This window comes from Sinosporangium siamense (assembly GCF_016863435.1).
Classification (GTDB): domain Bacteria; phylum Actinomycetota; class Actinomycetes; order Streptosporangiales; family Streptosporangiaceae; genus Sinosporangium; species Sinosporangium siamense.
The window spans coordinates 1-22,082 of the sequence record NZ_BOOW01000049.1 but is presented as its reverse complement, the minus strand read 5'-3'; the positions used below and the strand labels follow the sequence as shown (position 1 = coordinate 22,082).

Sequence of the window (22,082 nt, the reverse complement as noted above, 5' to 3'; positions counted from 1 at the left end):
CTGCGCCGCTGCCGCGCTTCTGTGGAGAGCCGGGAAATGCCCATTGGGTCATGCTATGTGGTGATTAAACAGGCCTCGGCGCACCCACGGCGGCCAACCCCGGCACGAAGCCTGAGGCCGTCACCCCCTCCGCATCCGGTAGGCACGCTGCTGGCAGGCGCGGGAGCAGTAACTCCTCGGGCGCCCCTTCGCAGGGGTCTCCACAGGGTTCCCGCACACCTGACAGCGACTTTCGTCACGCCTTTCATCACGCACCAGCACCTCAATGCTGTCAAGCACCCGCTCCAGCCCGAACTCAAACGGGTCAAGGGGCTCGTCATACGCCCCCTCCCGATAGACCCGCTCCAACGCCGGATAGTCGTCCCTCAACCGGTCGAACAGCGACCCCCTGGCGCCCCACCACTCCTCCTCGCCGACACCCGTGAGCCGCTCCATGCGCTCGGTCTCCACGATCCGCCGTGCGGCGCTCTCCACGAACCCGCCGACGAAGGTGACGACCGCCACGACCTGCGCCGGTGGTAGCCCGGTCCGCGACACGACGCCGAGCGCCCAGTCGAAGCCCGCCACCGCGTTGGGCCCCGGAACGCTCCTCGTGCCCGGCGACTCGGTCAGCCACGGGTGCCGCCGGTAGAGCGCCAGCGACGCCCGCGCCCAGGAGGCGATCTCCCCGCGCCACCCCGTCTCTCGACCGGGGCCGCCGTCGCCGGGCGCCGCCTCCCCCATGACCTCGTCGCGCATAAGGTCGATCAGCTCGGCCTTGCCCGGCACATGCCGGTAGAGCGACATGGTGGTGAAGCCGAGCCGCTCGGCGACCCGGCGCATCGAGACCGCCTCCAGGCCCTCGGCGGCGGCGACCTCGATCGCGGCGCGCACGATGCGCTGCGTGTTGAGGCCGCGCCTGCCCTTGGCCCCCCACAGCAACTCGGTGCTGCGCTCCGGATCCGCCATCCCCACCCCTCCTCTTTTCATCACACATTTCATCACACCTCAGCACGTCAACGCACATAACCCCGCATATGGTGTACAACTATGTGTACGCCATAAACAAGCGGAGGCAATCTTGAGGTTCTACGTCGATCCGGCGGGCGACGACGCCGCACCGGGCACGATCGAGCAGCCGTTCGCCACGCTGGACCGGGCCCGCGCGGCAGCCGGGCCCGGCAGCGTGATCACGCTCAGGGGCGGTGTGCACCGCCTCACCGCGCCGCTCCTGCTGTCCGCCGCCGACTCCGGCATCGTCTTCGAGGCCCACGGGTACGGCACAGCCGCCCAGGAGGACGTCGTCGTCAGCGGCGGACGGAGGGTCACCGGCTGGCAAAGGGGCGAGGACGGTGTGCACCGCGCCGAGGTGCCCGGCCTGGCCACCCGGCAGCTCTACGTCTCCGGCCGCCGTGCCGTACGCGCCTCCATCCCCCTCGACCTCGCCCTCACGAGGACAGAGACGGGCTACGTCACCGGCGACCCCGCGCCGGGAGCCTGGGGCGAAGGGGTGGAGTTCGTCTACCGCGGCGTCTACCCCTGGTCCGAGGCGCGCGTCCAGGTGGAGCGCATCACCTCGGACGGCGGGTCGGCCACGATCACCATGGCGCAGCCCGCCTTCGGCTGGGCGGCACGGCTCTACCGGGCCCACATCACCTGGGACGACCCCGAGGCCGGGGAGAGCAACGGCGCCGACTCGCCCACCTCCGCGGAGAACAGTTCGGCCTTCCTCACCGAGGGCACCTTCGCGTTGAGCGGCGGCGTCCTGCACTATCTGCCGCTGCCCGGCGAGGACCTCGGCGACGTCGTGGCCCCGGTGCTTGAGACCCTGCTGCACGCCCGCGACGTGCGGGACGTCGCCTTCCGCGGCGTCACCTTCGCCGAGGCGACCTGGCTGCGGCCGAGCACGCCCGAGGGGTTTCTGCACTACCACGGCAACGGCTACTACGACGGCGGCGCCCTCCAGGACGTCGTCTTCGCCGACGGCCAGGGGCGGGTCACCGTACCCGGCGAAGACAGCGCCGCCATGCCCGGCAACGTGGTCTTCGAGAACTGTTCACAGATCACCTTGGAGCACTGCCGGTTCACCCGGATGGGCGGGGTCGCGCTGGAGTTCCGCGGCGGCGGCGTGGACAACGTGGTGCGCGACTGCACCGTCGACGAGGTGGCGGGGGGCGGGGTCGTCGTGGACGAGGGAGCCCGCGGACACCGGCTGGTGGACAACCACATCCACCACATCGGCCGCGACTACAGCGGCTCCCCCGCCGTCCTGCTGAGCGGCACCGAGGGCGCGGTCGTCGAGCACAACGAGGTGCACGATGTGCCGCATGCGGGCATCGTGGCCTACGCGGGGCGCGGCACCCGCGTGCTGCACAATCTGGTGCACGACACCATGCAGGTGCTCGCCGACGGCGGCGGCATCTACGTCTCCGGCAGCCAGGGCGACTCCCAGGGCAGCGGCGGCCTGGTGCGCGGCAATGTCGTGCGCGACACCGTCACGCCCTACAACTACGGCCTCTACACCGACTATGGCACCGCGTTCCTGACCGTCGAGGGCAACGTCGTGCACCGCGCCGATAACCCGGTGGTGCTGCATGTGTCACCGCCGATGGAGAACGTCGAGTTCGTCGGCAACTTCTGGGACGCCGACCCCGGGGAGGCCCCCGAGGGCGTCGTCCTGTCCGGCAACACGACCCTGCCGGAGGAGGCGTTCGGCACCGACCCGTCGGTCGCCGCGATCGTGGCCGCCGCCGGCCGGCACCGGGCCCCCGCCGCGAGTACGGCGAAGCCAGCCTGAGGTTCAACCGGTCGCCGCGGTCGTGGCCGCCGCCGGGAGTACGGCGAAGCCCGCTTGAGGTTCAGCGCCAGTTGGTGAAACGCCGCATCACGTATTCAACCGGCCCGTAGCGGTGCTTGCGCAGCCACCACGCACTTAGCGCGACCAGCACGAGGTAGATCACCACGGCGACGCCCATCACGCCGAGTGGGGGGATCCGGCCGGCCAGGGCCAGGCCGTACCCCGTGAAGACGAGGCAGCAGAGCACCGACTGGCCGATGTAGTTGGAGGCGGCGACCCGGCCCGCCGGAGCCAGCGCCGAGTGCACGGCGGGGAAACGGCGCCCGGCGCGGAGCAGCGTGACCACGTAGGCGGCCGACAGCAGGGGCGAGGTCAGCGTGGTCAGGGCTATGGCGGCGAAGAAGCCGGTGCTCTGGTCCCCCGCGAGATAGGCGTAGAGGACGGCGGCGGGCAGGCCGACGCCGAAGCCGATCCACTGGACGGCGGACAGGCGGCCCGGCCACTCGTCGAGCCGCTCGAACAGGCGCGACTTGCCCGCGACCAGCCCCAGGAGGAACATCGCCATCGCGGTCGGGCCCTGGGCGAACCAGATAAGGGGCACGGTCTGCAGATAGTGCTGCACGTTGACGCCCAGCACCTCGAGCGGACCGCCTCTGATCTCGGCCATGATCCGCGCGCCCTCGGCCTCCGTCAGGGGTGTCGACGCGGTGATGGGCTCCGGGCTCAACGTTGCCAGAACGGCGAAGGTGGCGTAGAGGAGCGCGACGACGCCGAGGATCACCAGCGCGGTGATGACCGCCGTTCTGGGTTTGACGTTGCGCATCGTGAGCAGGATGAGTCCGAGCGCGGCGTAGAGAGTGAGGATCTCCCCCGGCCACAGCAGGAGGCCGTGCACCAGGCCGATGAGGAAGAGCCCGAGGGACCGCCGCAATATGCGGCCCACGACGCCGGCCCCGGCCTGTTCGGCGGAGCGCATCTGCAGGGTGAAGGAATAGCCGAAGAGGAAGGAGAAGAGGACGTAGAACTTCGACAGGACTAACGTGTTGACGACGAAGCCCACCACTCCGTCGGCCCCTGCGGCCGGAGCGCTGAAGATCCGCGGATCGGCGAACAGGCCGATGTTGGCGATGAGGATCCCGGCGAGGGCGAAGCCGCGAACGGCGTCGACCTCGTGAATGCGCCGCACGGGTGGCGCGACCACCGATGTCACGTACAGACCGCCCTTTGAGAACGCGGCGGCGGCCCTCCTGGAGGACCGCCTTCGCCGCTTAGCCGATGTGTTTCGAAGCCTGGCCGGATCTTTCTCTGTATGGCATCACGCGTACGGCGAAGCCACATCCTCCCGTTGAAGGAGAGGTGACTGTCCCGTCGAAGGAGAGATCACTCCCCCCGGAGGGCGAGCGGCCGGCCCGGGTCTCCCCCGGTGGCTCGAAGGGCGGGCGCATGACCTGCGTCTCCTCCTTCGGCCCGGAGCCGGGCGACTTGCGCCTCCACTGGCTGCGCGATTTAATAAATGAACAGTCATTTATTGGCCGACAGGAGAGGAGTGCGGTGATGGCGGGACGACCTCGCGGCATCGACGACGCGGCGATCCTGCGCGCGGCGGCCGAGGTGATCGGCCGGGTGGGCCCGGCCAGGCTCACGCTGGCGTCGGTGGCCAACGCCGTCGGGCTGGTGCCAGGCACGCTCATGCAGCGGTTCGGCTCCAAGCGCGGGCTGCTGCTGGCCCTCGCCGCACGATCGGCGGAGGACGCCCAGGACCTGCATCAGCGCACACGCGGCGAGCACGCCTCGCCGCTCGCGGCGCTCCGGGCGCTGGCGGCGGAGTCCTTCGCCGAGATCACCACGCCGGAGACCTTCGCCAATCACCTGGCCTTCCTCTGCCTCGACCTGTCCGACCCCGAGCTGCACGAGCACGCCCTCGCCATACACCGGACCCGTGGGCGCGCCGTCGAGGCGCTGCTCGCCGAAGCGCTGGAGGCCGGCGATCTGCGGACGGGCACGGACGTCGCGGCGCTGACGGGCTCGGTGCAGGCGATCATCGCCGGCGCCGGCCTCACCTGGGCGCTCGAGCGTGAAGGCACGTTGACGGAGCGCCTCCACCGGGAGATCGACGCCCTGCTGGCACCCCACCTGACGACGTGACACGCATAGGAGGAAACACCATGACCGCCACCGCCCAACCGGACACCGGCCGTCCCCTGGCCGGAAAGGTGGCACTCGTCGCCGGGGGCACCCGCGGCGGCGGGCGCGGCATAGCCGTCGAGCTCGGCGCCGCGGGCGCGACCGTCTACGTCACGGGCCGCAGCTCCGCCGGCGCCGGCTCCGGCATGGCCCGCCCCGAGACCATCGAGGAGACCGCCGAACGCGTCACCGCCGCCGGCGGGCACGGCATCGCCGTGCGCACCGACCACAGCAGCCCGGGCGAGGTGCGCGCCCTGGTCGACCGCATCGCGGCCGAGCAGGACGGGCGGCTCGACATCCTCGTCAACTCGGTGTGGGGCGGCGACCCGCTGACCGACTGGGAGCACCCGCTGTGGGAACAGGACCTCGACACGGGGCTCCGCCTGCTGCGGCAGGCCGTCGAGACCCACATCATCACGAGCCGCCTCGCCCTGCCGCTGCTGATCGGCCGCCCCGGGGGCCTTGTGGTCGAGGTCACCGACGGCAACACCGCCCGCTACCGCGGCTCCTTCTTCTACGACATCGCCAAGTCCACCGTCATCCGCCTCGCCTTCGCGCAGGCCGCCGAGCTCAAGCGGTATGGCGTGGCCGCGGTGGCCGTCACCCCTGGCTTCCTGCGCTCGGAGGCGATGCTCGACCACTTCGGCGTCACCGAGTCGACCTGGCGCGACGGCATCGCGTCCGACCCCCACTTCGCCCAGTCGGAGACCCCCGCCTACCTCGGCCGCGCCGTGGCCGCCCTGGCCGCCGACCCCGGCATCATGGCCAAGTCGGGCCGCGCCCTGGCCACCTGGCACCTCTACCAGGAATACGGTTTCACCGACGCCGACGGCACTCAGCCGGATTTCGCCGCCTATTGGGCGGAGACCTTGGAAAAGGAGCTCGGCCCCCTCGGCGACCCCCTCTGACGCTCACCTGACCTTGGCGAAAAAGTCCGCGATGTCGGCCGCCAGGGGGTCGGGGTCCGACATGGCGAGGAAGTGGTGGCTCCCGGGGTTGCTCTCAGGCCAGTGGACGATGGTGTTGTGCCGGTCGGCCAGGCGGCGGATGGCGCCCTCGCCGCTGTAGACGCCGGTCGGCACGGCCTGCTGGCCGACAGGCCAGCCGCACTCCGTGGTGTTGTACATCGGCCACGACGAGGTGCCCGACGTGCGACGCCAAGGACTACCGCTTCCTCGGGGTGAAGGTGGAAAGCGGGGACGGCTCGACCGCAGGCCTGACGGTGCTCGCCTCCAGCATCGTCGATCAAGCGGGTCAGACACCCTGACCAGGTTCGATCCGTACGGCTCCCGCCCGCTCTCACGGCGAGGGGTCCTCCGGCGTCACAGGGCGTGGCTGGAGGAGGGGGCGTATTCGTCGACGTAGGGGCGGCCGGAGAGTTTCTGGATGGCCTGCATGATCTCGTTGGTCACCGCGCGGGTGGCGTCGCGGTGGGTCGCGCCCCTGGTGTCGGAGAAGTGCATCGCCTCTCCGATGCGGATGCTGATCTTGCGTGGCCTGGGCACGACCGTGCCGCGCGGCTGCACGAGGTCGGTGCCGTCGAGCGCCACCGGCACGACGGCCGCCCCTGTGCGCAGGGCCAGGCGGGCGACGCCGATGCGTCCTCGGTAGATGCGGCCGTCGGGGGAACGAGTGCCCTCGGGGTGCATCGCGAGCACGTCGCCGCGCTCCAGCACGCGGGCGCACTCCTGGAGCGCGGCGAGGGCGGCCCGGCCGCCGGAGCGGTCGACGGGGATCGCGCCGGCCCCGTGGAAGAAGGTCGCCTGCATGCGGCCGACGGCGCCGGGGCGGACGAAGTATTCCTGCTTGCCGAGGAAAAAGACCTGGCGGGGCACGACCAGTGGCAGCACGAAGGAGTCGAGGACCGCCAGGTGGTTGGCGGCGAGGATGACCGGTCCGCTGCGGGGCACGTTGTGCAGGCCGGTCACCTTCGGGCGGAAGGCGACGCGCATGGCAGGCCCGAGCAGGACATGCTTCAGCAGCGGATAAATCACGGTTTCGACTCTCATACCATCCCTCTCAGCCAGTCACTCCCTACTCTTCCGGATCGCGGGGAAGACTGGGAACCCGGCGGCGCGGCCGTGTGGTGATACCCCTCAAGACGTAAGTCTCACCTGGTGACACACCACTCCTTTAAAAAGTAGTCCGCCTGGGCGGTGAAAGCGACCTTGAGCGTCCACGGCATGTCGGAAGGCGATGCCGGCCGCTTTACCGGCTCACCGCTCCGGTGCGGCATATGCACCTCGGCCGATTAAGGTACGATTCGTACCTTAAATTCCCATTATTGCTGCATAATGCGTGAGCAGTTAAGGTACGCAGGGTGCCTAGCGGGAGGTGTCATGACCGGTGATCCGGCGGTGCGGAGGCGGCGGCGAGGGGCCGCGCTGGAGCGGGCGATCCTCTACGCCGCGGTCCAGGAGCTCACCGAGTCGGGATACGCCGGACTGACCATGGACAAGGTCGCCAGACGAGCCGGCACCAACAAGAACGCGATCTACCGCCGCTGGCCCAACCGCACCGCCCTCGGCGTCGCCGCCTACCGCGAACTAGTCAGCGCCGACCCGCAACTCCCCGACACCGGCGACCTGCGCTCCGACGCGCTCGAACTCCTGCGCCGCGCCAACCGCCACTGGGCTTCGCCGTACGGAGAGATCCTGCGTGACCTCATGTCGAGCTCCGGGGGCGCACCCGAGCTCCTGGCGCAGCTACACGACCACCCCGGCGACGAGGACGCCGTCTGGCTGACCGTCCTCGGCCGCGCCGTCGCCCGCGGCGAGGTCCACCCCGAAGCCCTCCACCCCCGCGTGGCCACCGTCGCCGTCGCCCTCCTCCGCAACGAGTATTCCGTGCGCGGCACCCCCTCGACCCCGGACAGCGTCATCGTCGAAATCGTCGACGAGGTCTACCTTCCCCTTGTGCGCCACCGGGGTGTGTTCACAGGGGCCTGATCAGAACCTTTTCTCCTGGATGAGCGAAGCCTCGGCCGCCGCTTAGGACGAGGTCGGCCTTTCGTAGCCCTCGTCCTGTCCGTGGACATCGGTGTCGGGATCGTCTTCGGGCTGGCCGGCCGGGTCGGTGGGCGAAGGGGCGAACTCATCGGCGAAGTCGGGTTCGTCGTGGACTTCTTGCTGGTCTGCCCGGCGGTCGGCCAGCGGAGCATCCTCGTGGTCGGGTTTGGAGTGCGACATGGTCCCTCCTCGTATATGGCCATGTTCGTGCGGTGAACAGGTGGAGTGCGACCTCGGCCTGAGGGGGTCTGCCGGGCCCTTGCCCGGGGTCAGCGCAGCGCGGCCTTGGTCGTGCTGGAGCGGGCCTTGATGTTGCGCCTGCGCGCCTGCTGGTAGAGCTGCTCCTTGGTGGGGCCGCCCGAACCGGAGTGCGAGCGCGAAGCTCCTCCTACAGGGGCGCCTACCCGCTGGAGCGGCCGATCACGCCTTTGGTCCTCAAGAGCGGTCGAGGCGGGGGAACACGACCTCTCGCATGATGAGGCGAAGGGCCGCCGCGATGGGGATGGCGAACAGGGCGCCGACGATGCCCAGCAGGGCGGCGCCGAGGGTGACGGCGATGACGGTGACCACACCGGGGAGCTCGACGGCTTTGCCCATGACACGCGGGGTCAGCACGTAGTCCTCGAAGAGCCGGTAGGCCACGACGTAACCGGCGGTGGCCAGAGCGAGCGGGAGGGAGACGGACAGGGCCACCAGGGTAATCAAGACGCCACCGATGGTGGAGCCCACGACGGGGATCAGGTCCAGGAGTGCGACAGACATGGCCAAAAGCAGCGCGTAGGGGATATCAAAGATGGCCAGCCAAATGTAGGTGAGGACACCGGCGACCACAGAGGTGACGAGATTGCCGAGGACGAACATGCCGACCTTGTTCAGGATGTCATCGCCGATGAGGATCGTGCGGGGGCGCCGGGAGTTGGGTATGCAGCGGTAGGCGGCGCCCTTGATCCGGGGCATGTCGGCGAGGAAGTAGACGATCAGCGCCAGGACGATCACCGTCGAGACGGCCGCCCCCACCACCGCCTTGCCCGCACCTAGGAGCCCGCCGACCAGCGAGATCTCGCTCTTCCCCGTGCCCAGCCCCTCGATGACGTGCGCCAGGTTGAACCGGGTGTTGAGCCGCCCGATGAAGGTGTTCTGGCTAGTGGCCTCCCGGAGAAAGGCGGGCACCTCGTGGACGAACTGCGCCACCTGGGCGACGATCACCGGAATGGCCAGCGCGAGGAACGCCCCGACCAGCGCCAGCGTCGCGACAAGGATGATCAACACGCTCGCCCAGCGCGGCAGTCCCCGCCGTATCAGCCAGCCGACGGCCGGATCGAGCCCGATGGCGATGAACAGCCCCAGCCCGATGAGCACCAGCACGTTCTTGGCCGCCCCCAGCAGAAGGATCACCCCGTAGGTGATGGCCACTCCCGCCGCGGCCGTCATTCCCACAAAGAACGGCGACCGCCGATCGAATGGCCGCCCCTGCTTGCCGAACGGCTGCTCTTCGGTGGCGGTCGCATCGGCTTTCTCGGCCGCCCGCTCAACTTTTCCTTCGGGAGACCGCCCCGCCTCATCGGACGACTCAGAAGGCTTGTCTCCAGACGTCATGGCATGTACGGACCTCCAATGCCCTAGGCCATTCCCCCGCGCGGGCCCTCATGTGAGGACAACATCGAGCTTTGCCGGAAATTGGACCGTCCGATCCCGGCTCGCCGGCGACTGCCCTGAGCTGGGCATTCCCCGATTCCTGCATCTTTCCGGTTTCTGCGGGCAGAGGCCGCTTATGGGAACTTTGCTATGGATTCTTGCCGTGGCCCTGGTAATCGGGGGCGTCTACGTCCTGGTCGCACGCCGACAGGTCATCTGGGGGATCGTGCTGATCGTGGTGGGACTGCTCGTCGGCCCGGGCGGAGTGAGCATGTTCGACGTGTGAGCGGCAGCCGGCGCGGGAGGGCGTCCCGGGCATCCCGGAATGCCCTCCCGCCTTTGACGCCGGCGTTGCAGAGGCAAACCACACTCTTGATTCCTCGCCGAACTCCTTCTTTTTCGCGCATGCGCGGAACCACATCCCGGAGATCACAAAGAGGCACCGGATCCGTGGTAGATGCAACGTTCCACAATGTGCAGGACAACGGAGGCGTCGATATCCATCCGTTGTCCGCACAGCCCAGATTTCAGGTGGCCCAGCCGTAACGGCGTTCGGGGCGGCCGGCTGAGCCGTACTTCAGTGTGACGGCGGCGCGGCCCGTGGTGACGAAGTGTTCGAGGTAGCGGCGGGCGCTCACGCGGGAGATGCCGACCTCGGCGGCGCACTCGGCGGCCGACAGGGTGCCGCCGGCGGCGCGGAGGGCGTTTTCGACGAGTTCGGCGGTCTCGACGCTCATGCCCTTGGGGAGCATGACGGTGCCGGTGGAGGTGCGGGCGCGGGCGAGGTAGCGGTCGATCTCGGCCTGGCCGCTGACCAGGGGTTTGCCGGGGGCGCCGTGCTGGGCGGCGTACTGTTCCAGGCGCACACGCAGGTCGGCGGCGTCGAACGGCTTGAGCAGGTAGCCGACGACGCCCTGGCGGGCGGCGCCGCGCACGGCCTCGATCTCGCGGGCGGCGCTGATGACGAGCACGTCGCAGTCGTGGCCGTCGGCCCGCAGCCGGGTGATGACGTCCAGCCCGAACATGTCGGGCAGGTAGAGGTCGAGCAGCACGAGGTCGGGCCGGTGCTCGGCCACGGCCGCGATGGCCTGCTCGCCGGTGTGGGCCATGCCCACGACGCGGAATCCGCCGACGGTGTTGACGAAACCCCGGTTGACCCGCGCCACCATGAAGTCGTCGTCGACGACCAGAACCTCGATCAACGCGTGCTCTCCATCATGTACTTCGCTCCTTGTCCGACGGACATGCGGGCCGTGAAGACCGCGCCGTCGATGGTGTTGGCGACGGCGATCTCGCCGCCACGGCGGCGGCAGACGAGCCGGGTGAGGGCCAGCCCGACGCCGCGCTCGCCGCCTTTGGCGGCTTTGGTGGTGAAGCCGCGGGTGAAGACCTCTTGGGCGAGCTCGGGGGCCACGCCGGGCCCGGAGTCACTGACGACGATCTCCACACTGGAGGCATCCTGCCGCACTTCCACCTCCACCCAGGGCGCCCCGCCCTCCCCCTCCGCCGTGGTCGCCGCGTCCAGGGCGTTGTCGACCAGGTTGCCGACCACGGTGGCGACGTCGGCGGAGTCCTCGGGGGCGAGCCGGTCGAGCGTGGTGCGCTCGGACAGGCACAGGCGCACTTTGCGCTCGGCGGCGAGTGAGCACTTGGCCATGAGGAGCGCGGCGACCGCCGTGTCGCGCACGTGGGTGGTGACGGCCAGGTCGAGGGATTCGCGCTGCCGTTTGAGGGTGCGGATGTAGCTCACCACCTCCTCGTGTTCGCCGATCTGGATCAGGCCGGAGATGATGTGGAGCTGGTTGGCGAACTCGTGCGCCTGGGCGCGCAGCAGCTCGGTGGAGCTGCGGAACTGCCCGAGTTCGCGTTCCAGGTTGGCGAGTTCGGTGCGGTTGCGGAGGGTCGTCACCGAGCCGAGGGTGCGCCCGTCCTTGACGACGGTCATGCGGTTCATGACCAGCACCCGCCCGCGCCGCAGCACGATCTGGTCCCTGGAGTGGCCGTCGTCCCCGGCGAGCACGTCGAACAGGCGTCCTTCGATGCCGAGTTCCCGCAGGCTCATGCCGACGCAGTCCTCGGGCAGGTCGAGCAGGTCGCGGCCGACGGCGTTGACGAGCGTGAGCCTGAGCTGGAGGTCGAGGGCGACGACTCCCTCGGCTATGCCGTACAGCATGGCCTCGCGGTGCTCCACGAGACCGGCGATCTCGCGGGGCTCCATGCCGAGGGTCTGGTGTTTGATGCGGCGGGCCAGCAGCCACGAGCCGAGGATGCCGAGTCCGCCGGCGATGCCGAGGTAGGTGAGGAGATACCACGAGGCCCCGACGAAGGACTCGGCGACGGTGGGCGCGGCGATGCCGATCATCACGGTGCCGAGGTGGCGTCCGTGGTTCGCCTCGCCGTCGCCGAGCACGGGCACCTGCGACACGAGTTCGTGGGAACCGTCCACGTCGAGGTAGCCGACCCAGCCGCGCGCCTCGGCGACGGACTTGTCGGCCACGGGCAGCCGGTCGCCGATGAGGGTGGGGTCGGCGGAGCTGACGATGATGCCCTGGTTGTTGGCGATGGTCACCGAGGAGACGTTTGTCTCGGTGAGGATGCGCTGGGTCAGGGACGCGAGCACCTCGGCGGCGGCCGGCTGGTCGAGCTGGCTGCGCACGAGCGGCGCCCACGCCGTCTGTTCGGCCAGGGCCGTCACGCGGCGTCCTTCGACGCGGTCGAAGGTGGACGCCGACTGGGCGAGCGACACCGCGCCGACGGCGACGAGGACGATCACGCCGACGACGAGTTGCAGCATCAGGAGCTCCCCGGCGAGGGTGAGCTTTCGAGACCTTATGACCACAATGAACTCATTCTTCGCTGGTCACACAAGGCAGACGGGGGTCGTGCAGAGTCACACAATCATGGCGCTGGCTGTCTGCAAAGCGAAAGAGAAGATTGTGAGAACTCGGTTAACTGCTGTTATCAGTGGGCTTGTGGCGCTTTCTGTGTTTACGGTCGGCTGTGGGGCCACTGCCGAGCGCAGTGACGGAGCGCCGGTGACGACGGAAGGCACCGCCGGGCTTCGCCTCATGGTGCCCAACACGCCCGGGGGCGGCTACGACACGACCGCACGCTCCCTGGCGAGGGTGATGGAGGAGACCGGTATCGCCTCCGGTGTGCAGGTCTTCAACCTGCCGGGGGCGGGCGGCACCGTCGGCCTCCAGCGCACCGTGAACGAAAAGGGCAACGGCAAGCTCGCGATGCAGATGGGCCTCGGGGTCGTGGGCGCGTCCTACACCTCCAAGTCGCAGGCCACCCTCTCGCAGACCACCCCGATCGCCAAGCTGATCGAGGAGGCCGGGGCGATCGTGGTCTCGAAGGACTCTCCGTACAAGACCATCGGCGACCTGGTCAAGGCGTGGAAGAAGGACCCCTCGAAGGTGACGGTCGGCGGCGGCTCGTCGCCCGGCGGCCCCGACCACCTGCTGCCGATGCAGCTCGCCCAGACGGTCGGCATCGACCCCAAGAAGGTCAACTTCATCTCCTACGACGGCGGTGGCGAACTGCTGCCGGCGATCCTCGGCAACAAGATCGCGTTCGGGGCGAGCGGCTACGGCGAGTTCCTCGACCAGGTCGAGGCCGGTCAGGTGCGGGTCCTCGCCATCACCAGCGCCGAGCCCGTCGACGTGCTGCAGGACGTGCCCACACTCAAGTCCTCGGGCATCGACCTCATCTTCACCAACTGGCGCGGCATCGTCGCCCCGCCCGGCATCAGCGACGCCGACCGCAAGACGTGGGTGGACCTCGTGACCCGCACGCGCGACTCCGCGAAGTGGAAGGAGGAGTGCGCCAAGCGCGGCTGGAAGGACGCCTTCCTCGCCGGTGACGAGTTCGCGACCTACCTCGCCGAGCAGGACAAGGCCGTCGCCGACATCCTCAAGCAGCTCGGGCTGGCGTAAGCGTGACCTCCGAAACACCCAGATCGGCCCCTCAGGGCGGGGATCCCGCGCAGTACGGTGTGTGCGCCTTCCTCGCCCTGGTCGGGGCGGTGGTGATCGCCGACGCGCTGCAGATCGCCCACCTGCCCTCCAGCAACGATCCCGTCGGCCCCCGCCCTGTACCGCTGATCCTCGGCGCGCTGCTGCTGCTCACCTCGATCGTCTACACGATCGACGTGGTCCGCGGCGGGCGCGCCGAGCCCGAGGCCGGGGAGGACATCGACCCCTCCTCGCCCATCGACTGGCGCACCGTCCTGCTGGTGCTGGCCGCCTTCGCGGTCAACGCGGTCCTCATCGAACCCGCCGGGTGGGTCATCAGCGGCACCCTGCTGTTCTGGGGTACGGCTTTCGCCCTCGGTAGCCGCCACCACCTGCGCAACCTGGTCATCGCGGTGGCCCTGTCGCTGATCACCTTCTACGTCTTCGCCATCGGGCTCGGCGTCAACCTGCCCGCCGGCGTACTCCAGGGAATCCTCTGATGGACAGCCTGAACCACCTGCTGTCCGGCTTCGGTGCCATCCTCGCCCCCGCCAACCTGCTGGTCGCGCTGATCGGCGTCACCGCGGGCACGGCGGTCGGCGTGCTGCCCGGCATCGGGCCGGCGATGACGGTCGCGCTTCTGCTGCCTCTGACGTACGGCATGGAGCCCACCCAGGCGTTCATCCTGTTCGCCGGCATCTTCTACGGCGGCATGTACGGCGGGTCGACGACCTCCATCCTCCTCAACACCCCAGGTGAGTCCGCCTCGGTCGTCACCGCCATCGAGGGCAACAAGATGGCGAAGGCCGGGCGCGCGGCCCAGGCCCTCGCCACCGCCGCCATCGGGTCGTTCATCGCCGGCACCCTCGCCAACATCCTGCTGGTGTTCGTCACGCCGTACGTCGTGACGTTCGCCATCAGCCTCGGCGCGCCCGACTACTTCGCCCTGATGCTCCTCGCCTTCGTCGCGGTGTCCGCCGTGCTCGGCACGTCCCGCGTGCGAGGGTTCGCGTCCCTGCTCCTCGGTCTCGTCGTCGGCATCGTCGGCATCGACGCCGTCACCGGTCAGCAGCGCCTCACCCTCGGCGTCCCGCAACTGGCCGACGGCATCGACGTCATCGTGGTCGCCGTCGGAATCTTCGCCGTCGGCGAGGCCCTCTGGGTCGCGGCCCATTTGCGCCGGTCCAAACCCGTGGTGATCCCCGTGGGGCAGCCGTGGCTCGGCAAGGAGGACTGGAAGCGCTCGTGGCGGCCCTGGCTGCGCGGCACCGCCCTCGGCTTCCCCTTCGGCGCGGTCCCCGCGGGCGGGGCGGAGATCCCCACCTTCCTCTCCTACGTCACGGAGAAGCGGCTGGCCAAGCACCCCGAGGAGTTCGGCAAGGGCGCCATCGAAGGCGTCGCCGGCCCCGAGGCGGCCAACAACGCCTCCGCGGCCGGCACCCTCGTGCCGATGCTGGCCATCGGCCTGCCGACGACGGCCACGACGGCGGTGATGCTCGCGGCGTTCGAGTCGTACGGCATCCAGCCCGGTCCCCTGCTGTTCGAACGGCAGCCGGCGCTGGTGTGGACCCTCATCGCCAGCCTCTTCGTCGGCAATCTGATGCTGCTCGTACTCAACCTGCCGCTGGCCCCGGCGTGGGCGAAACTCCTTCAGATCCCGCGGCCCTACCTCTACGCCGGGATCCTGTTCTTCGCCTCCATGGGCGCCTACGCCGTCAACGCCCAGCCGCTCGACCTGCTGCTGCTCGCGGTGCTCGGCCTACTCGGCTTCGGCATGCGGCGGTTCGGGCTGCCGGTGCTGCCGCTCATCGTGGGCGTCATCCTCGGGCCGCGCGCCGAACTCCAGGGCCGGCGATCCCTTCAGCTCACCGGCGGGGAGCTGTCAGGGCTCATCGGCGGGCCGGTGTCCATCACGATCTACGTGATCATCGCACTGGTGCTGGCCTGGCCGCTGCTCCGCCGTACGGCACGGCTGGTCAGGCGATCCGCTTGATGAAGAGGAGGCCGTCTGTCTCACGCAGGCGGCCGGAGTCCAGGGCGAAGTAGCCCTGGTTCGCGGAGTTGCCGGTGCGCAGCTAAATTGAGGTCTTTCTCACGATGCACCGTGACCTGCGGGAAAGACCTTCAAGACAAGGGGCGAACGTGATCACCGTCATGACCGGTGCGGGCATCTCCACCGAGTCCGGAATCCCCGACTACCGGGGACCCGCCGGTCTGTGGCGGACCGACCCCGACTACAGCAAGCTCGTCACCCTCCACTACTACCTGGACGACCCCGACATCCGCCGCCGCTCGTGGCGGTTCCGCCTGGACAGTCCCGCCTGGACGGCCCAGCCCAACCCGGCCCATCTGGCACTCGTGGAGCTGGAGCGGGCCGGGCTGCTGTCGTGGTTGATCACGCAGAACGTCGACGGCCTGCACCAGCGGGCGGGCTCCGACCCCGGCCGGGTGCTGGAGCTCCACGGCAACATGTTCGGCATCGTGTGCACCGCCTGCGCAGGCCGCACGACCCTCGCCGAGGCACGCGAGCGCATCCTCGCCGGCGAGGCCGACCCCGCCTGCCTCGCCTGCGGCGGCGTCCTGAAGACGACCACCGTCATGTTCGGCGAAAACCTCGACGACAGCACCATACGGCGGGCCGTCGAGGCGTCCGCGGCATGCGAGGTGTTCGTCGCCGTGGGCACCTCACTCCAGGTGCAGCCCGCCGCGTCCCTCGCCGGCATCGCCGCCGAGTCGGGCGCCCGGCTCGTCATCGTCAACGACTCCCCGACGCCCTACGACGCCCTGGCGGACGAGGTGATCCGCGACCCCATCGGCACGGCCCTTCCCGCGCTCGTGCGGCGGCTCACCGCCCTGTGACCCGGCCGGCTCAGGCTTCGCCGCAGTCGCCTTGCCCGGGAGTTTGATCCCAAGAATGCCCGGCCGCGCGCACTCAAACCACCCGGCCAGTACGGCGAAGCCGCCCGAGCCGGGCGACACAGCCTGGCCCGCTGAGCGTGGTCAACCCGGTTGGCCGGCGCGACATGAGGGCCGAGCCGGCTGTTACCGCGCACATGGCCCGGCCCACACAGATTGGCCGACGCGACACGAGGGCCGAGGCCGCGCCACCGCCGGACCGGTGGGCCGGGCGGCGGGATGGCCGAGGCCGCGCCACCGTGAATCCCGCTTCGGGCCCGCGCCCAGGGCCCCTGCGTCACGGCGGTGGCACCGGGGTGGGGCCGAGGTCAGGCGACGGCGCCGTTCTCGATCGCGAGGACGCGGAACTCCGTCACGGGGGAGCGCTCCCGCTGATCGAGGGGGACGGCGCGGAGGACGCGGCGGGCCATCTCGGTCACCATGACGTTGCGGTATGCCTGGGGTAGCGAGGCGATCGCCGCGGCCGCGAGGCGCACGCCCTCGTCGATGCCGCCCGCGACCACCGTGCACTGCGCGGCGGCCAGGCGGGCGTTCACATGCGCGTGGTAACCCAGGACCGGGCTGCGCAGTATGCGTTCGACCGCCTCGCCGGCCTCGCGCACCCGGCCCGCGGCGCCGTGCACCTGGGCGGCGGTGAAGTCGACGCGGCCGTCCGCGGAGGGTTCCCAGAAGCCGGCGACCGCCGGCACATCGGCGGCGGCGACGGTGAGGAACAGCCGCAGCGCCTGCCGCGCCTCGTCGTGGCGGCCCATGGCCGCAAGAGCGTGAGCTTTGATGCGGAGGGTCATGGCGAGCCCGGTCGAGGGGGCGTCGCCGGCGATCTGCTCGGCGCGGTCGGTCAGCCGCAGCACGGTCGCGGGGTCCCGCAGGCCGTAGAGGCTGTGGCCGGCCTCGTGTGCCCGGATCCGCACGCGCAGGTCGCGCTCGCCGGAGGCGTCGGCGGCGGCGCGGGCCGTGCGATACCACCGGAGGGCGGCGCCGGGGTTGGCGAGGCGGGTGAGCACGCTGCCCTCGTAGGCGGCGAGAGTGGCCAGCACCCGGTGGAGCTCGGTGAGGTCGACGCGGCCGGGAGAGGTGATCTGCCGCTGGAGCGTCAGCAGGTCGACCAGGAGATCGCCGTTGACCTGCTGTGCGGGGCGGGTGTGTATGGCGTGGAGGTGGTCGGCGCAGGCCAGCTCCCAATCCTCGACGGTGCGGGGTTCGCTGAGGGATGGATCCAGCAGGCTCCGGATCGGCTCGTCGGAGCTTAAGGCCCCTGCTCCCATGCCCGCTGCCAGGTGCAGCAGTTGACGACGTTCCATCTCGGCATCCTTGTCAACTTCGGTGGGGTTTGTGGTGACCGTGCTGTGCTGAAGATCGGCCATGGCGGCGTGCAGCGCCTGCGCCAGGAGCGCACCTCCGGCGCCGAGCTCCGTGTCCAGTGCGATGATCGCGTCGGCCGACGGGCGGTTCCTGCCCTGCTCCCACTTGGCGATCAACGAGTAGTGCCATCGGATCCGGTCGGCGAGAGCACGCAGACTCACGCCCCGCTCCTCACGCCGAGCCCGCACAGCCCTCCCGAACTCGTGCCAGCTTGAATCGCTCCGTTCCTGATGTCCGGCCACGTCCGCCCTTGAGGTTTGTCGCACATGTTGCATGCACCCTGATGCAACTCTCCGTGTCTTGCCTCACACTCTGAGCAACAACCACTATGACATTCAGTCGGCGCTGTCCAAGGCAGAACCCCTCAGGCGGGCAAGCCGCGTCAGGGATTCTCGACGGATGGCCTTCAGGAGGTCCGACCCATGCCGCACCTTGCGACCACGGCCCGTCCCTCCCCCAGGGCGCCGGCCCCCGCCACCCGTGCCGCCGTGCACCTGGCCGAGCACTGCCTCCGGCTCGGCCTCGCCGGCGTCGTCCACGAGCGCGGCGGGCTGGCCGTGCTGGCGCTGGAATGCGGGGTCAACGTGTGGGTGGACGACATGGGGGGCTACCGGTGGTGGACCGGCCGGTCCGACACGGCCGGCCGTCACGTCTGGGCGTTCTGCCCCTGGGCATCACCCGGCACGGCCGCGCGCAGGATCGCGGTCGACCGGGAGTCCACGGGAGCGTTCCCCGCATGAGGGGCGGTCCCGGAGTGCGGGCCTCGGGGCGCGGGCGGCGCGGGGGCACGGAATCCGCCGGCTTCCAAAGAGGGGTGGGGGCCGCGCGGCACACCCGATAAACCGGGGCCGAAAAGGAGTTGGGGCCCCCGATTTTAAGGGACCGAAAAGGGTGGAGGTGTGCGGGGGCGCCGACCGGAAAGCGGCGTGACCACAGGTGGCTGAAACCGCGGCGCGACGGAAGGTGAGAGATTCCTGTTCGATTCCCGGGAATCTGCGCCGTTGAGAAATACGGCGCCGCGCGACGCGCCGTTTGAAGGGTAATTCAATGACCGTCAAATGGGGTGGCCGGCCACGAGTGTGTTCGGGCGGGCCCGCGGGGGACCCGCCCGAGCGGGTCGATCAGTTGCCGATTGAATTGCTAAGGCTCGTCGTCTCGAGCCTGGTGAGAAGCCGGATCGTGATTTCCACGAGCGGCGACGCGTCATCCTCGTACTTCAGCCCGTCCATTCGCCCTCCTTCCTATGTGCACTGGAGTCCGCATGAACGTACTTCTGAATCGGATGAAACTTGACTAACCGATCATCTGATTGGCTGCATTCGGTAGTCAAGGCCCAACTCATTGAGGACATTCAACTCGGATGACCGCAAATAGAGCAGCCCGGGCGCGGCTCATGCCGCACATAGACATGATGGGTGGGGTCTATGAGGTTGACACCCGTTACATAGCCGGGGCGTAGCTCCGGAACCCCTGTGACAAGTGCGATCACCGCGTGCGCCGTAAACTGCCCGGAAAGCCCCGCCGACGTCGCCAGCACCCCCGGCCCGCCGAGGTCGATCGGCACCCCGGCCCGCAGCCGGGCCTCCTCCCCGGCGCGCAGGCACTCATAACACGTGCCGCCCGGACCGTAGACCCCGACCGTCACCAGCGGCCCCGAGTAGCCGCCCCCCACCCACGGCACACCGGCCGCCGCACATGCCCGGTTCGCCCACACCCGCACCCCGTCCGGACCACGCGGCTCATCCGCGCACAACGCCAGCACATCGAACCCCCGGAGGAGCGCCGCCAGCTCCTCCCGCGTCCCCACCCGCCGCCGCTCCCCCGTTACCTCGACCGCCGAGTTCACCCGCCGCAACCGCTCCACCGCCGCCTCGGCCTTGGGCCGGCCGACGTCACTCTCGTCGTAGAGCACCTGCCGGGTGAGGTTCGACACCTCCACCGTGTCCGGGTCGACGCAGTGCAACCTCCCCACCCCCGCCGCGGCCAGCGCCCACCCGGCGTGCCCACCTGTGCCGCCGAGCCCGAGAAGCAGCACCCGGGCCGCCTTAAGCCGAAGCTGCGGCTCCCAGCCGTGCTCACGAGGCGTCAGATCGGCATGCCGGAAATATGCGTAGTTCCGGGCATAGCGCGAGACCTCCCCCTCGCTGAGCTCCGGCGGGACGACCTCCTCCCCGCTCTCCACATAGCCCGAACCGACCAGCGCCTCCACCACCGCCCGCGCCTGCCGCTCCGACACCTCCGGATGAGTACGGCACAGCCCCGCGACGACCTCCTCAACCTCGCGCGTGCCGTCCATCAACCCCAGCGCCGTCCACACCCACCCCCGCCGATCCTCGATCTCGGCGGCCAGCCCGTAGACCGCACCCCCGATACGGACCGTCCCCCCCTCACACCGATAAGGCGTGTGTTCCACCTTCACCCGAGGACGACGCATCACGACCTGCCTCCCACACCAAGCCCCGACAAGAACACCTCTACCCGGCGAGGCTAAAGCGACCGCGCGGTGTTGCACTAGTGATGCGGAGCGGCCCAAGCTAAGAATATGGAGACTCTTCTCGCCGCCTCTTTATTATACCACAATTCAGGGTAAATATCGAATGAAATGGGAGCTGCAAATATATTCGCGGCGCGGCTATATTGACTCTCGTGCTCAAAAACGAAGAGATATATGCGCGGTCGGGTTCGCTGCGGATCTGGAGTCAAGGGTTCGGTGACCCCGCACATCCGGCGATTGTGCTGGTCATGGGCACTGCTGCGCAGGGGATCGGGTGGCCCGGCGAGATGGTGGAGGTGCTTGTCGGGCGTGGTTATCGGGTTATTAGCTTCGATCACCGGGATACCGGTCTGTCTGATTCGGTGGACTACTCCGCCCACCCTTACACTCTCGACGACATGGCCGCCGACACGCTCACGGTGATGGACGCGCACGGTGTTTCCTCGGCGCATGTGGTGGGTGCGTCGCTCGGCGGTGCGATTGTGCAATTGCTGGCCGTGCACCATCCCGAGCGTGTTCGCACACTCACGGCGATCATGACGAGTCCGATGGGTCACGACGCCGGTCCCGGCTGGGCGCGTGCCATGGCCGGGCAGGAGCCCGATCCTCACACTCTGCCCGCGCCCACCACAAGCTTCTTGCGGCGGCTCATCGAGCTCGCCACCGCGCCACATGGCACACGCGAGGAGGGGGTCGCGGTCGCGGTGGAGACGTGGCGCCTGACCCATGGGGACGCGCCCGGGTTCGACGAACAAGCCGCTCGTGCGCACTCGGAGCTCGCGCACGACCGGGCACACAATCCGGGTGCGGCCGCGCAGCACGATCTGGCGGGGCGGCAGATGACGGACGCAAGACGGGTGCCGCTGTCACACATTTCCGCGCCGACCCTGGTGATCCACGGGGCGGCGGACCCGCTGCTGCCTCCGGCCCACGGGCGAGCGGTGGCGGAGGCGGTGCCGGGAGCACGGCTGCGGCTGATCGAAGGCATGGGACACGGGTTCTTCAAAACCGGCCTCCCCACTCAGCTGGCCAAGCTGATCGCGAACCACGCGGCCGGCGAACGGCCGTGATGCTTGGCCCGCCTGTCTAGTACGGCGGGAGCCCACCTCGGCGAGGAAGGAGATGGATCGTTCGCGGGGGCACAGGGGGGTGTTCCGTTAGGATCTGCGGATGCGGCGGCGACTCATCGAGGATCTCATGGTGGCCCTCACGGACCTGCAAAACGCCTCGGAGATGGCCGATGCGGCGATCTCCGAGCGGATGGGGCTCAACCGCACCGACTCACGGTGCGTCGCCTATCTGATCACGCGTGGTCCGATGGCCTCGGGCGAGCTGGCCGAGCTCGCCGGGCTCACCCCTGGGGCCCTCACGGTGGCGGTCGACCGGCTGGAGAGGGCCGGGTTCGCCGAGCGTGCCCGCGACGTGGCCGACCGGCGGCGTGTGCTCATCCACCCCACGGACAAGGCGCGCACGCTCGCCGAGGACGCCTGGGGGCAGGCGGTGCGGGAGTCGGAGGCGCAGTTCTCGGCATATTCCGACGACCAACTCTCGCTGCTGTCCGATTTCGTGCGCGGCCAGGTGGCACAGCAGCGGCGTGTCGCCGAACGCATGCGCGCCACACCCCTTTGACACCGGCGGCCCGTGCCTTCCGGTGGATCCTGTCATAACCGCCGCCCTCGCCCCGCCTCCCCCCGGCCGTCACTGCCTCCTCACCCGGGCAGGTGGAGGACACCCCCGAAGGTTTGCCCCGT

22 protein-coding genes are annotated in these 22,082 nt (G+C 69.5%); 12 read left to right on the top strand and 10 right to left on the bottom strand.

The genetic code is table 11. The annotated features are described in order from the left end of the window. Window positions 1-120: 120 nt before the first annotated feature. Entirely contained in the window at window positions 121-948 is an 828-nt protein-coding gene (locus Ssi02_RS33875) for a TetR/AcrR family transcriptional regulator (protein ID WP_204031678.1), read from the bottom strand. A gap of 112 nt (window positions 949-1,060) precedes the next feature. Between Ssi02_RS33875 and Ssi02_RS33870 the strand changes: the two genes are divergently transcribed. After that, complete coding sequence (locus Ssi02_RS33870; protein WP_204031677.1) at window positions 1,061-2,776, top strand: right-handed parallel beta-helix repeat-containing protein; 1,716 nt, start codon at window positions 1,061-1,063, stop codon at window positions 2,774-2,776. 61 nt (window positions 2,777-2,837) lie between these two features. On the opposite strand, the gene Ssi02_RS33865 is transcribed toward Ssi02_RS33870, so the two are convergent. Beyond that, window positions 2,838-3,977: a DUF418 domain-containing protein gene (locus Ssi02_RS33865; protein ID WP_204031676.1), complete on the bottom strand. Its 1,140-nt coding sequence runs from the start codon at window positions 3,975-3,977 to the stop codon at window positions 2,838-2,840. 353 nt (window positions 3,978-4,330) lie between these two features. On the opposite strand from Ssi02_RS33865, the gene Ssi02_RS33860 reads away from it, so the two are divergent. Next, complete coding sequence (locus Ssi02_RS33860; RefSeq protein WP_204031675.1) at window positions 4,331-4,921, top strand: TetR/AcrR family transcriptional regulator; 591 nt, start codon at window positions 4,331-4,333, stop codon at window positions 4,919-4,921. A 20-nt stretch (window positions 4,922-4,941) separates the two neighbouring features. Then, window positions 4,942-5,868, top strand: a complete 927-nt coding sequence (locus tag Ssi02_RS33855) for an SDR family oxidoreductase (RefSeq protein ID WP_204031674.1) — start codon at window positions 4,942-4,944, stop codon at window positions 5,866-5,868. Between the two features lie 3 nt (window positions 5,869-5,871). Here the strand turns inward: Ssi02_RS33855 and Ssi02_RS33850 are convergent, their stop codons facing one another. Both Ssi02_RS33850 and Ssi02_RS33845 read right to left on the bottom strand, forming a co-directional pair. Continuing rightward, window positions 5,872-6,087 carry a hypothetical protein gene (locus Ssi02_RS33850; RefSeq protein ID WP_204031673.1) on the bottom strand — a complete coding sequence of 72 codons (216 nt, stop codon included), beginning with the start codon at window positions 6,085-6,087 and terminating at the stop codon, window positions 5,872-5,874. A 195-nt stretch (window positions 6,088-6,282) separates the two neighbouring features. Further along, window positions 6,283-6,969 carry a lysophospholipid acyltransferase family protein gene (locus Ssi02_RS33845; RefSeq protein WP_204031672.1) on the bottom strand — a complete coding sequence of 229 codons (687 nt, stop codon included), beginning with the start codon at window positions 6,967-6,969 and terminating at the stop codon, window positions 6,283-6,285. Window positions 6,970-7,299: 330 nt separating this feature from the next. Here Ssi02_RS33845 and Ssi02_RS33840 point away from each other — a divergent pair, with 330 nt between their 5' ends. Next, entirely contained in the window at window positions 7,300-7,908 is a 609-nt protein-coding gene (locus tag Ssi02_RS33840) for a TetR/AcrR family transcriptional regulator (protein WP_204031671.1), read from the top strand. A 42-nt stretch (window positions 7,909-7,950) separates the two neighbouring features. Here the strand turns inward: Ssi02_RS33840 and Ssi02_RS33835 are convergent, their stop codons facing one another. Then, window positions 7,951-8,148, bottom strand: coding sequence for a hypothetical protein (locus Ssi02_RS33835; protein ID WP_204031670.1), 198 nt, complete (start codon window positions 8,146-8,148; stop codon window positions 7,951-7,953). Between the two features lie 255 nt (window positions 8,149-8,403). Continuing rightward, window positions 8,404-9,564: an AI-2E family transporter gene (locus Ssi02_RS33830; RefSeq protein WP_204031669.1), complete on the bottom strand. Its 1,161-nt coding sequence runs from the start codon at window positions 9,562-9,564 to the stop codon at window positions 8,404-8,406. A 175-nt stretch (window positions 9,565-9,739) separates the two neighbouring features. Here Ssi02_RS33830 and Ssi02_RS39075 point away from each other — a divergent pair, with 175 nt between their 5' ends. Further along, window positions 9,740-9,889, top strand: a complete 150-nt coding sequence (locus tag Ssi02_RS39075; protein WP_239130233.1) for a GPGG-motif small membrane protein — start codon at window positions 9,740-9,742, stop codon at window positions 9,887-9,889. Between the two features lie 241 nt (window positions 9,890-10,130). Here the strand turns inward: Ssi02_RS39075 and Ssi02_RS33825 are convergent, their stop codons facing one another. Both Ssi02_RS33825 and Ssi02_RS33820 read right to left on the bottom strand, forming a co-directional pair. After that, the gene (locus Ssi02_RS33825) at window positions 10,131-10,805 is read right to left on the bottom strand and encodes a response regulator (protein WP_204031668.1); all 675 of its coding nucleotides are present in this window, start codon (window positions 10,803-10,805) and stop codon (window positions 10,131-10,133) included. Beyond that, window positions 10,802-12,442, bottom strand: a complete 1,641-nt coding sequence (locus Ssi02_RS33820) for a sensor histidine kinase (RefSeq protein ID WP_204031667.1) — start codon at window positions 12,440-12,442, stop codon at window positions 10,802-10,804. The genes Ssi02_RS33825 and Ssi02_RS33820 overlap by 4 nt, the downstream gene beginning before the upstream one ends. A 196-nt stretch (window positions 12,443-12,638) precedes the next feature. On the opposite strand from Ssi02_RS33820, the gene Ssi02_RS33815 reads away from it, so the two are divergent. The 4 genes from Ssi02_RS33815 (at window position 12,639) to Ssi02_RS33800 (ending at window position 16,418) form a co-directional block, all read left to right on the top strand. Then, entirely contained in the window at window positions 12,639-13,541 is a 903-nt protein-coding gene (locus tag Ssi02_RS33815; protein ID WP_204031666.1) for a Bug family tripartite tricarboxylate transporter substrate binding protein, read from the top strand. A gap of 2 nt (window positions 13,542-13,543) precedes the next feature. Then, complete coding sequence (locus Ssi02_RS33810; protein WP_204031665.1) at window positions 13,544-14,059, top strand: tripartite tricarboxylate transporter TctB family protein; 516 nt, start codon at window positions 13,544-13,546, stop codon at window positions 14,057-14,059. Beyond that, a complete protein-coding gene (locus Ssi02_RS33805; RefSeq protein ID WP_204031664.1) occupies window positions 14,059-15,552 on the top strand; it encodes a tripartite tricarboxylate transporter permease in 1,494 nt (497 codons plus the stop codon). The genes Ssi02_RS33810 and Ssi02_RS33805 overlap by 1 nt, the downstream gene beginning before the upstream one ends. A 149-nt stretch (window positions 15,553-15,701) precedes the next feature. Further along, the gene (locus Ssi02_RS33800) at window positions 15,702-16,418 is read left to right on the top strand and encodes an SIR2 family NAD-dependent protein deacylase (protein ID WP_307825853.1); all 717 of its coding nucleotides are present in this window, start codon (window positions 15,702-15,704) and stop codon (window positions 16,416-16,418) included. A 365-nt stretch (window positions 16,419-16,783) separates the two neighbouring features. Here the strand turns inward: Ssi02_RS33800 and Ssi02_RS33795 are convergent, their stop codons facing one another. After that, on the bottom strand, window positions 16,784-18,112 hold the full coding sequence (locus Ssi02_RS33795; protein ID WP_275410782.1) for a helix-turn-helix domain-containing protein: 1,329 nt from the start codon (window positions 18,110-18,112) through the stop codon (window positions 16,784-16,786). Window positions 18,113-18,259: 147 nt separating this feature from the next. Here Ssi02_RS33795 and Ssi02_RS33790 point away from each other — a divergent pair, with 147 nt between their 5' ends. Beyond that, the gene (locus Ssi02_RS33790) at window positions 18,260-18,577 is read left to right on the top strand and encodes a hypothetical protein (protein ID WP_204031661.1); all 318 of its coding nucleotides are present in this window, start codon (window positions 18,260-18,262) and stop codon (window positions 18,575-18,577) included. 611 nt (window positions 18,578-19,188) lie between these two features. On the opposite strand, the gene Ssi02_RS33785 is transcribed toward Ssi02_RS33790, so the two are convergent. Further along, on the bottom strand, window positions 19,189-20,271 hold the full coding sequence (locus Ssi02_RS33785; RefSeq protein ID WP_239130253.1) for a HesA/MoeB/ThiF family protein: 1,083 nt from the start codon (window positions 20,269-20,271) through the stop codon (window positions 19,189-19,191). 212 nt (window positions 20,272-20,483) lie between these two features. Here Ssi02_RS33785 and Ssi02_RS33780 point away from each other — a divergent pair, with 212 nt between their 5' ends. After that, window positions 20,484-21,401 carry an alpha/beta fold hydrolase gene (locus tag Ssi02_RS33780; protein WP_307825852.1) on the top strand — a complete coding sequence of 306 codons (918 nt, stop codon included), beginning with the start codon at window positions 20,484-20,486 and terminating at the stop codon, window positions 21,399-21,401. Between the two features lie 100 nt (window positions 21,402-21,501). Beyond that, window positions 21,502-21,960 (top strand): MarR family winged helix-turn-helix transcriptional regulator, encoded by a 459-nt coding sequence (locus Ssi02_RS33775; RefSeq protein ID WP_204031658.1) that lies wholly within the window; start codon window positions 21,502-21,504, stop codon window positions 21,958-21,960. Window positions 21,961-22,082: the final 122 nt, after the last annotated feature.

Bases quoted from the DNA above. Each gene is read 5' to 3' on its own strand.
- Ssi02_RS33875 (WP_204031678.1), bottom strand. From the start codon at position 948: ATGGCGGATCCGGAGCGCAGCACCGAGTTGCTGTGGGGGGCCAAGGGC.
- Ssi02_RS33860 (WP_204031675.1), top strand. From the start codon at position 4,331: ATGGCGGGACGACCTCGCGGCATCGACGACGCGGCGATCCTGCGCGCG.
- Ssi02_RS33855 (WP_204031674.1), top strand. From the start codon at position 4,942: ATGACCGCCACCGCCCAACCGGACACCGGCCGTCCCCTGGCCGGAAAG.
- Ssi02_RS33850 (WP_204031673.1), bottom strand. From the start codon at position 6,087: ATGTACAACACCACGGAGTGCGGCTGGCCTGTCGGCCAGCAGGCCGTG.
- Ssi02_RS33845 (WP_204031672.1), bottom strand. From the start codon at position 6,969: ATGAGAGTCGAAACCGTGATTTATCCGCTGCTGAAGCATGTCCTGCTC.
- Ssi02_RS33840 (WP_204031671.1), top strand. From the start codon at position 7,300: ATGACCGGTGATCCGGCGGTGCGGAGGCGGCGGCGAGGGGCCGCGCTG.
- Ssi02_RS33835 (WP_204031670.1), bottom strand. From the start codon at position 8,148: ATGTCGCACTCCAAACCCGACCACGAGGATGCTCCGCTGGCCGACCGC.
- Ssi02_RS33830 (WP_204031669.1), bottom strand. From the start codon at position 9,564: ATGACGTCTGGAGACAAGCCTTCTGAGTCGTCCGATGAGGCGGGGCGG.
- Ssi02_RS39075 (WP_239130233.1), top strand. From the start codon at position 9,740: ATGGGAACTTTGCTATGGATTCTTGCCGTGGCCCTGGTAATCGGGGGC.
- Ssi02_RS33805 (WP_204031664.1), top strand. From the start codon at position 14,059: ATGGACAGCCTGAACCACCTGCTGTCCGGCTTCGGTGCCATCCTCGCC.
- Ssi02_RS33795 (WP_275410782.1), bottom strand. From the start codon at position 18,112: ATGCAACATGTGCGACAAACCTCAAGGGCGGACGTGGCCGGACATCAG.
- Ssi02_RS33790 (WP_204031661.1), top strand. From the start codon at position 18,260: ATGCCGCACCTTGCGACCACGGCCCGTCCCTCCCCCAGGGCGCCGGCC.
- Ssi02_RS33785 (WP_239130253.1), bottom strand. From the start codon at position 20,271: ATGCGTCGTCCTCGGGTGAAGGTGGAACACACGCCTTATCGGTGTGAG.
- Ssi02_RS33775 (WP_204031658.1), top strand. From the start codon at position 21,502: ATGCGGCGGCGACTCATCGAGGATCTCATGGTGGCCCTCACGGACCTG.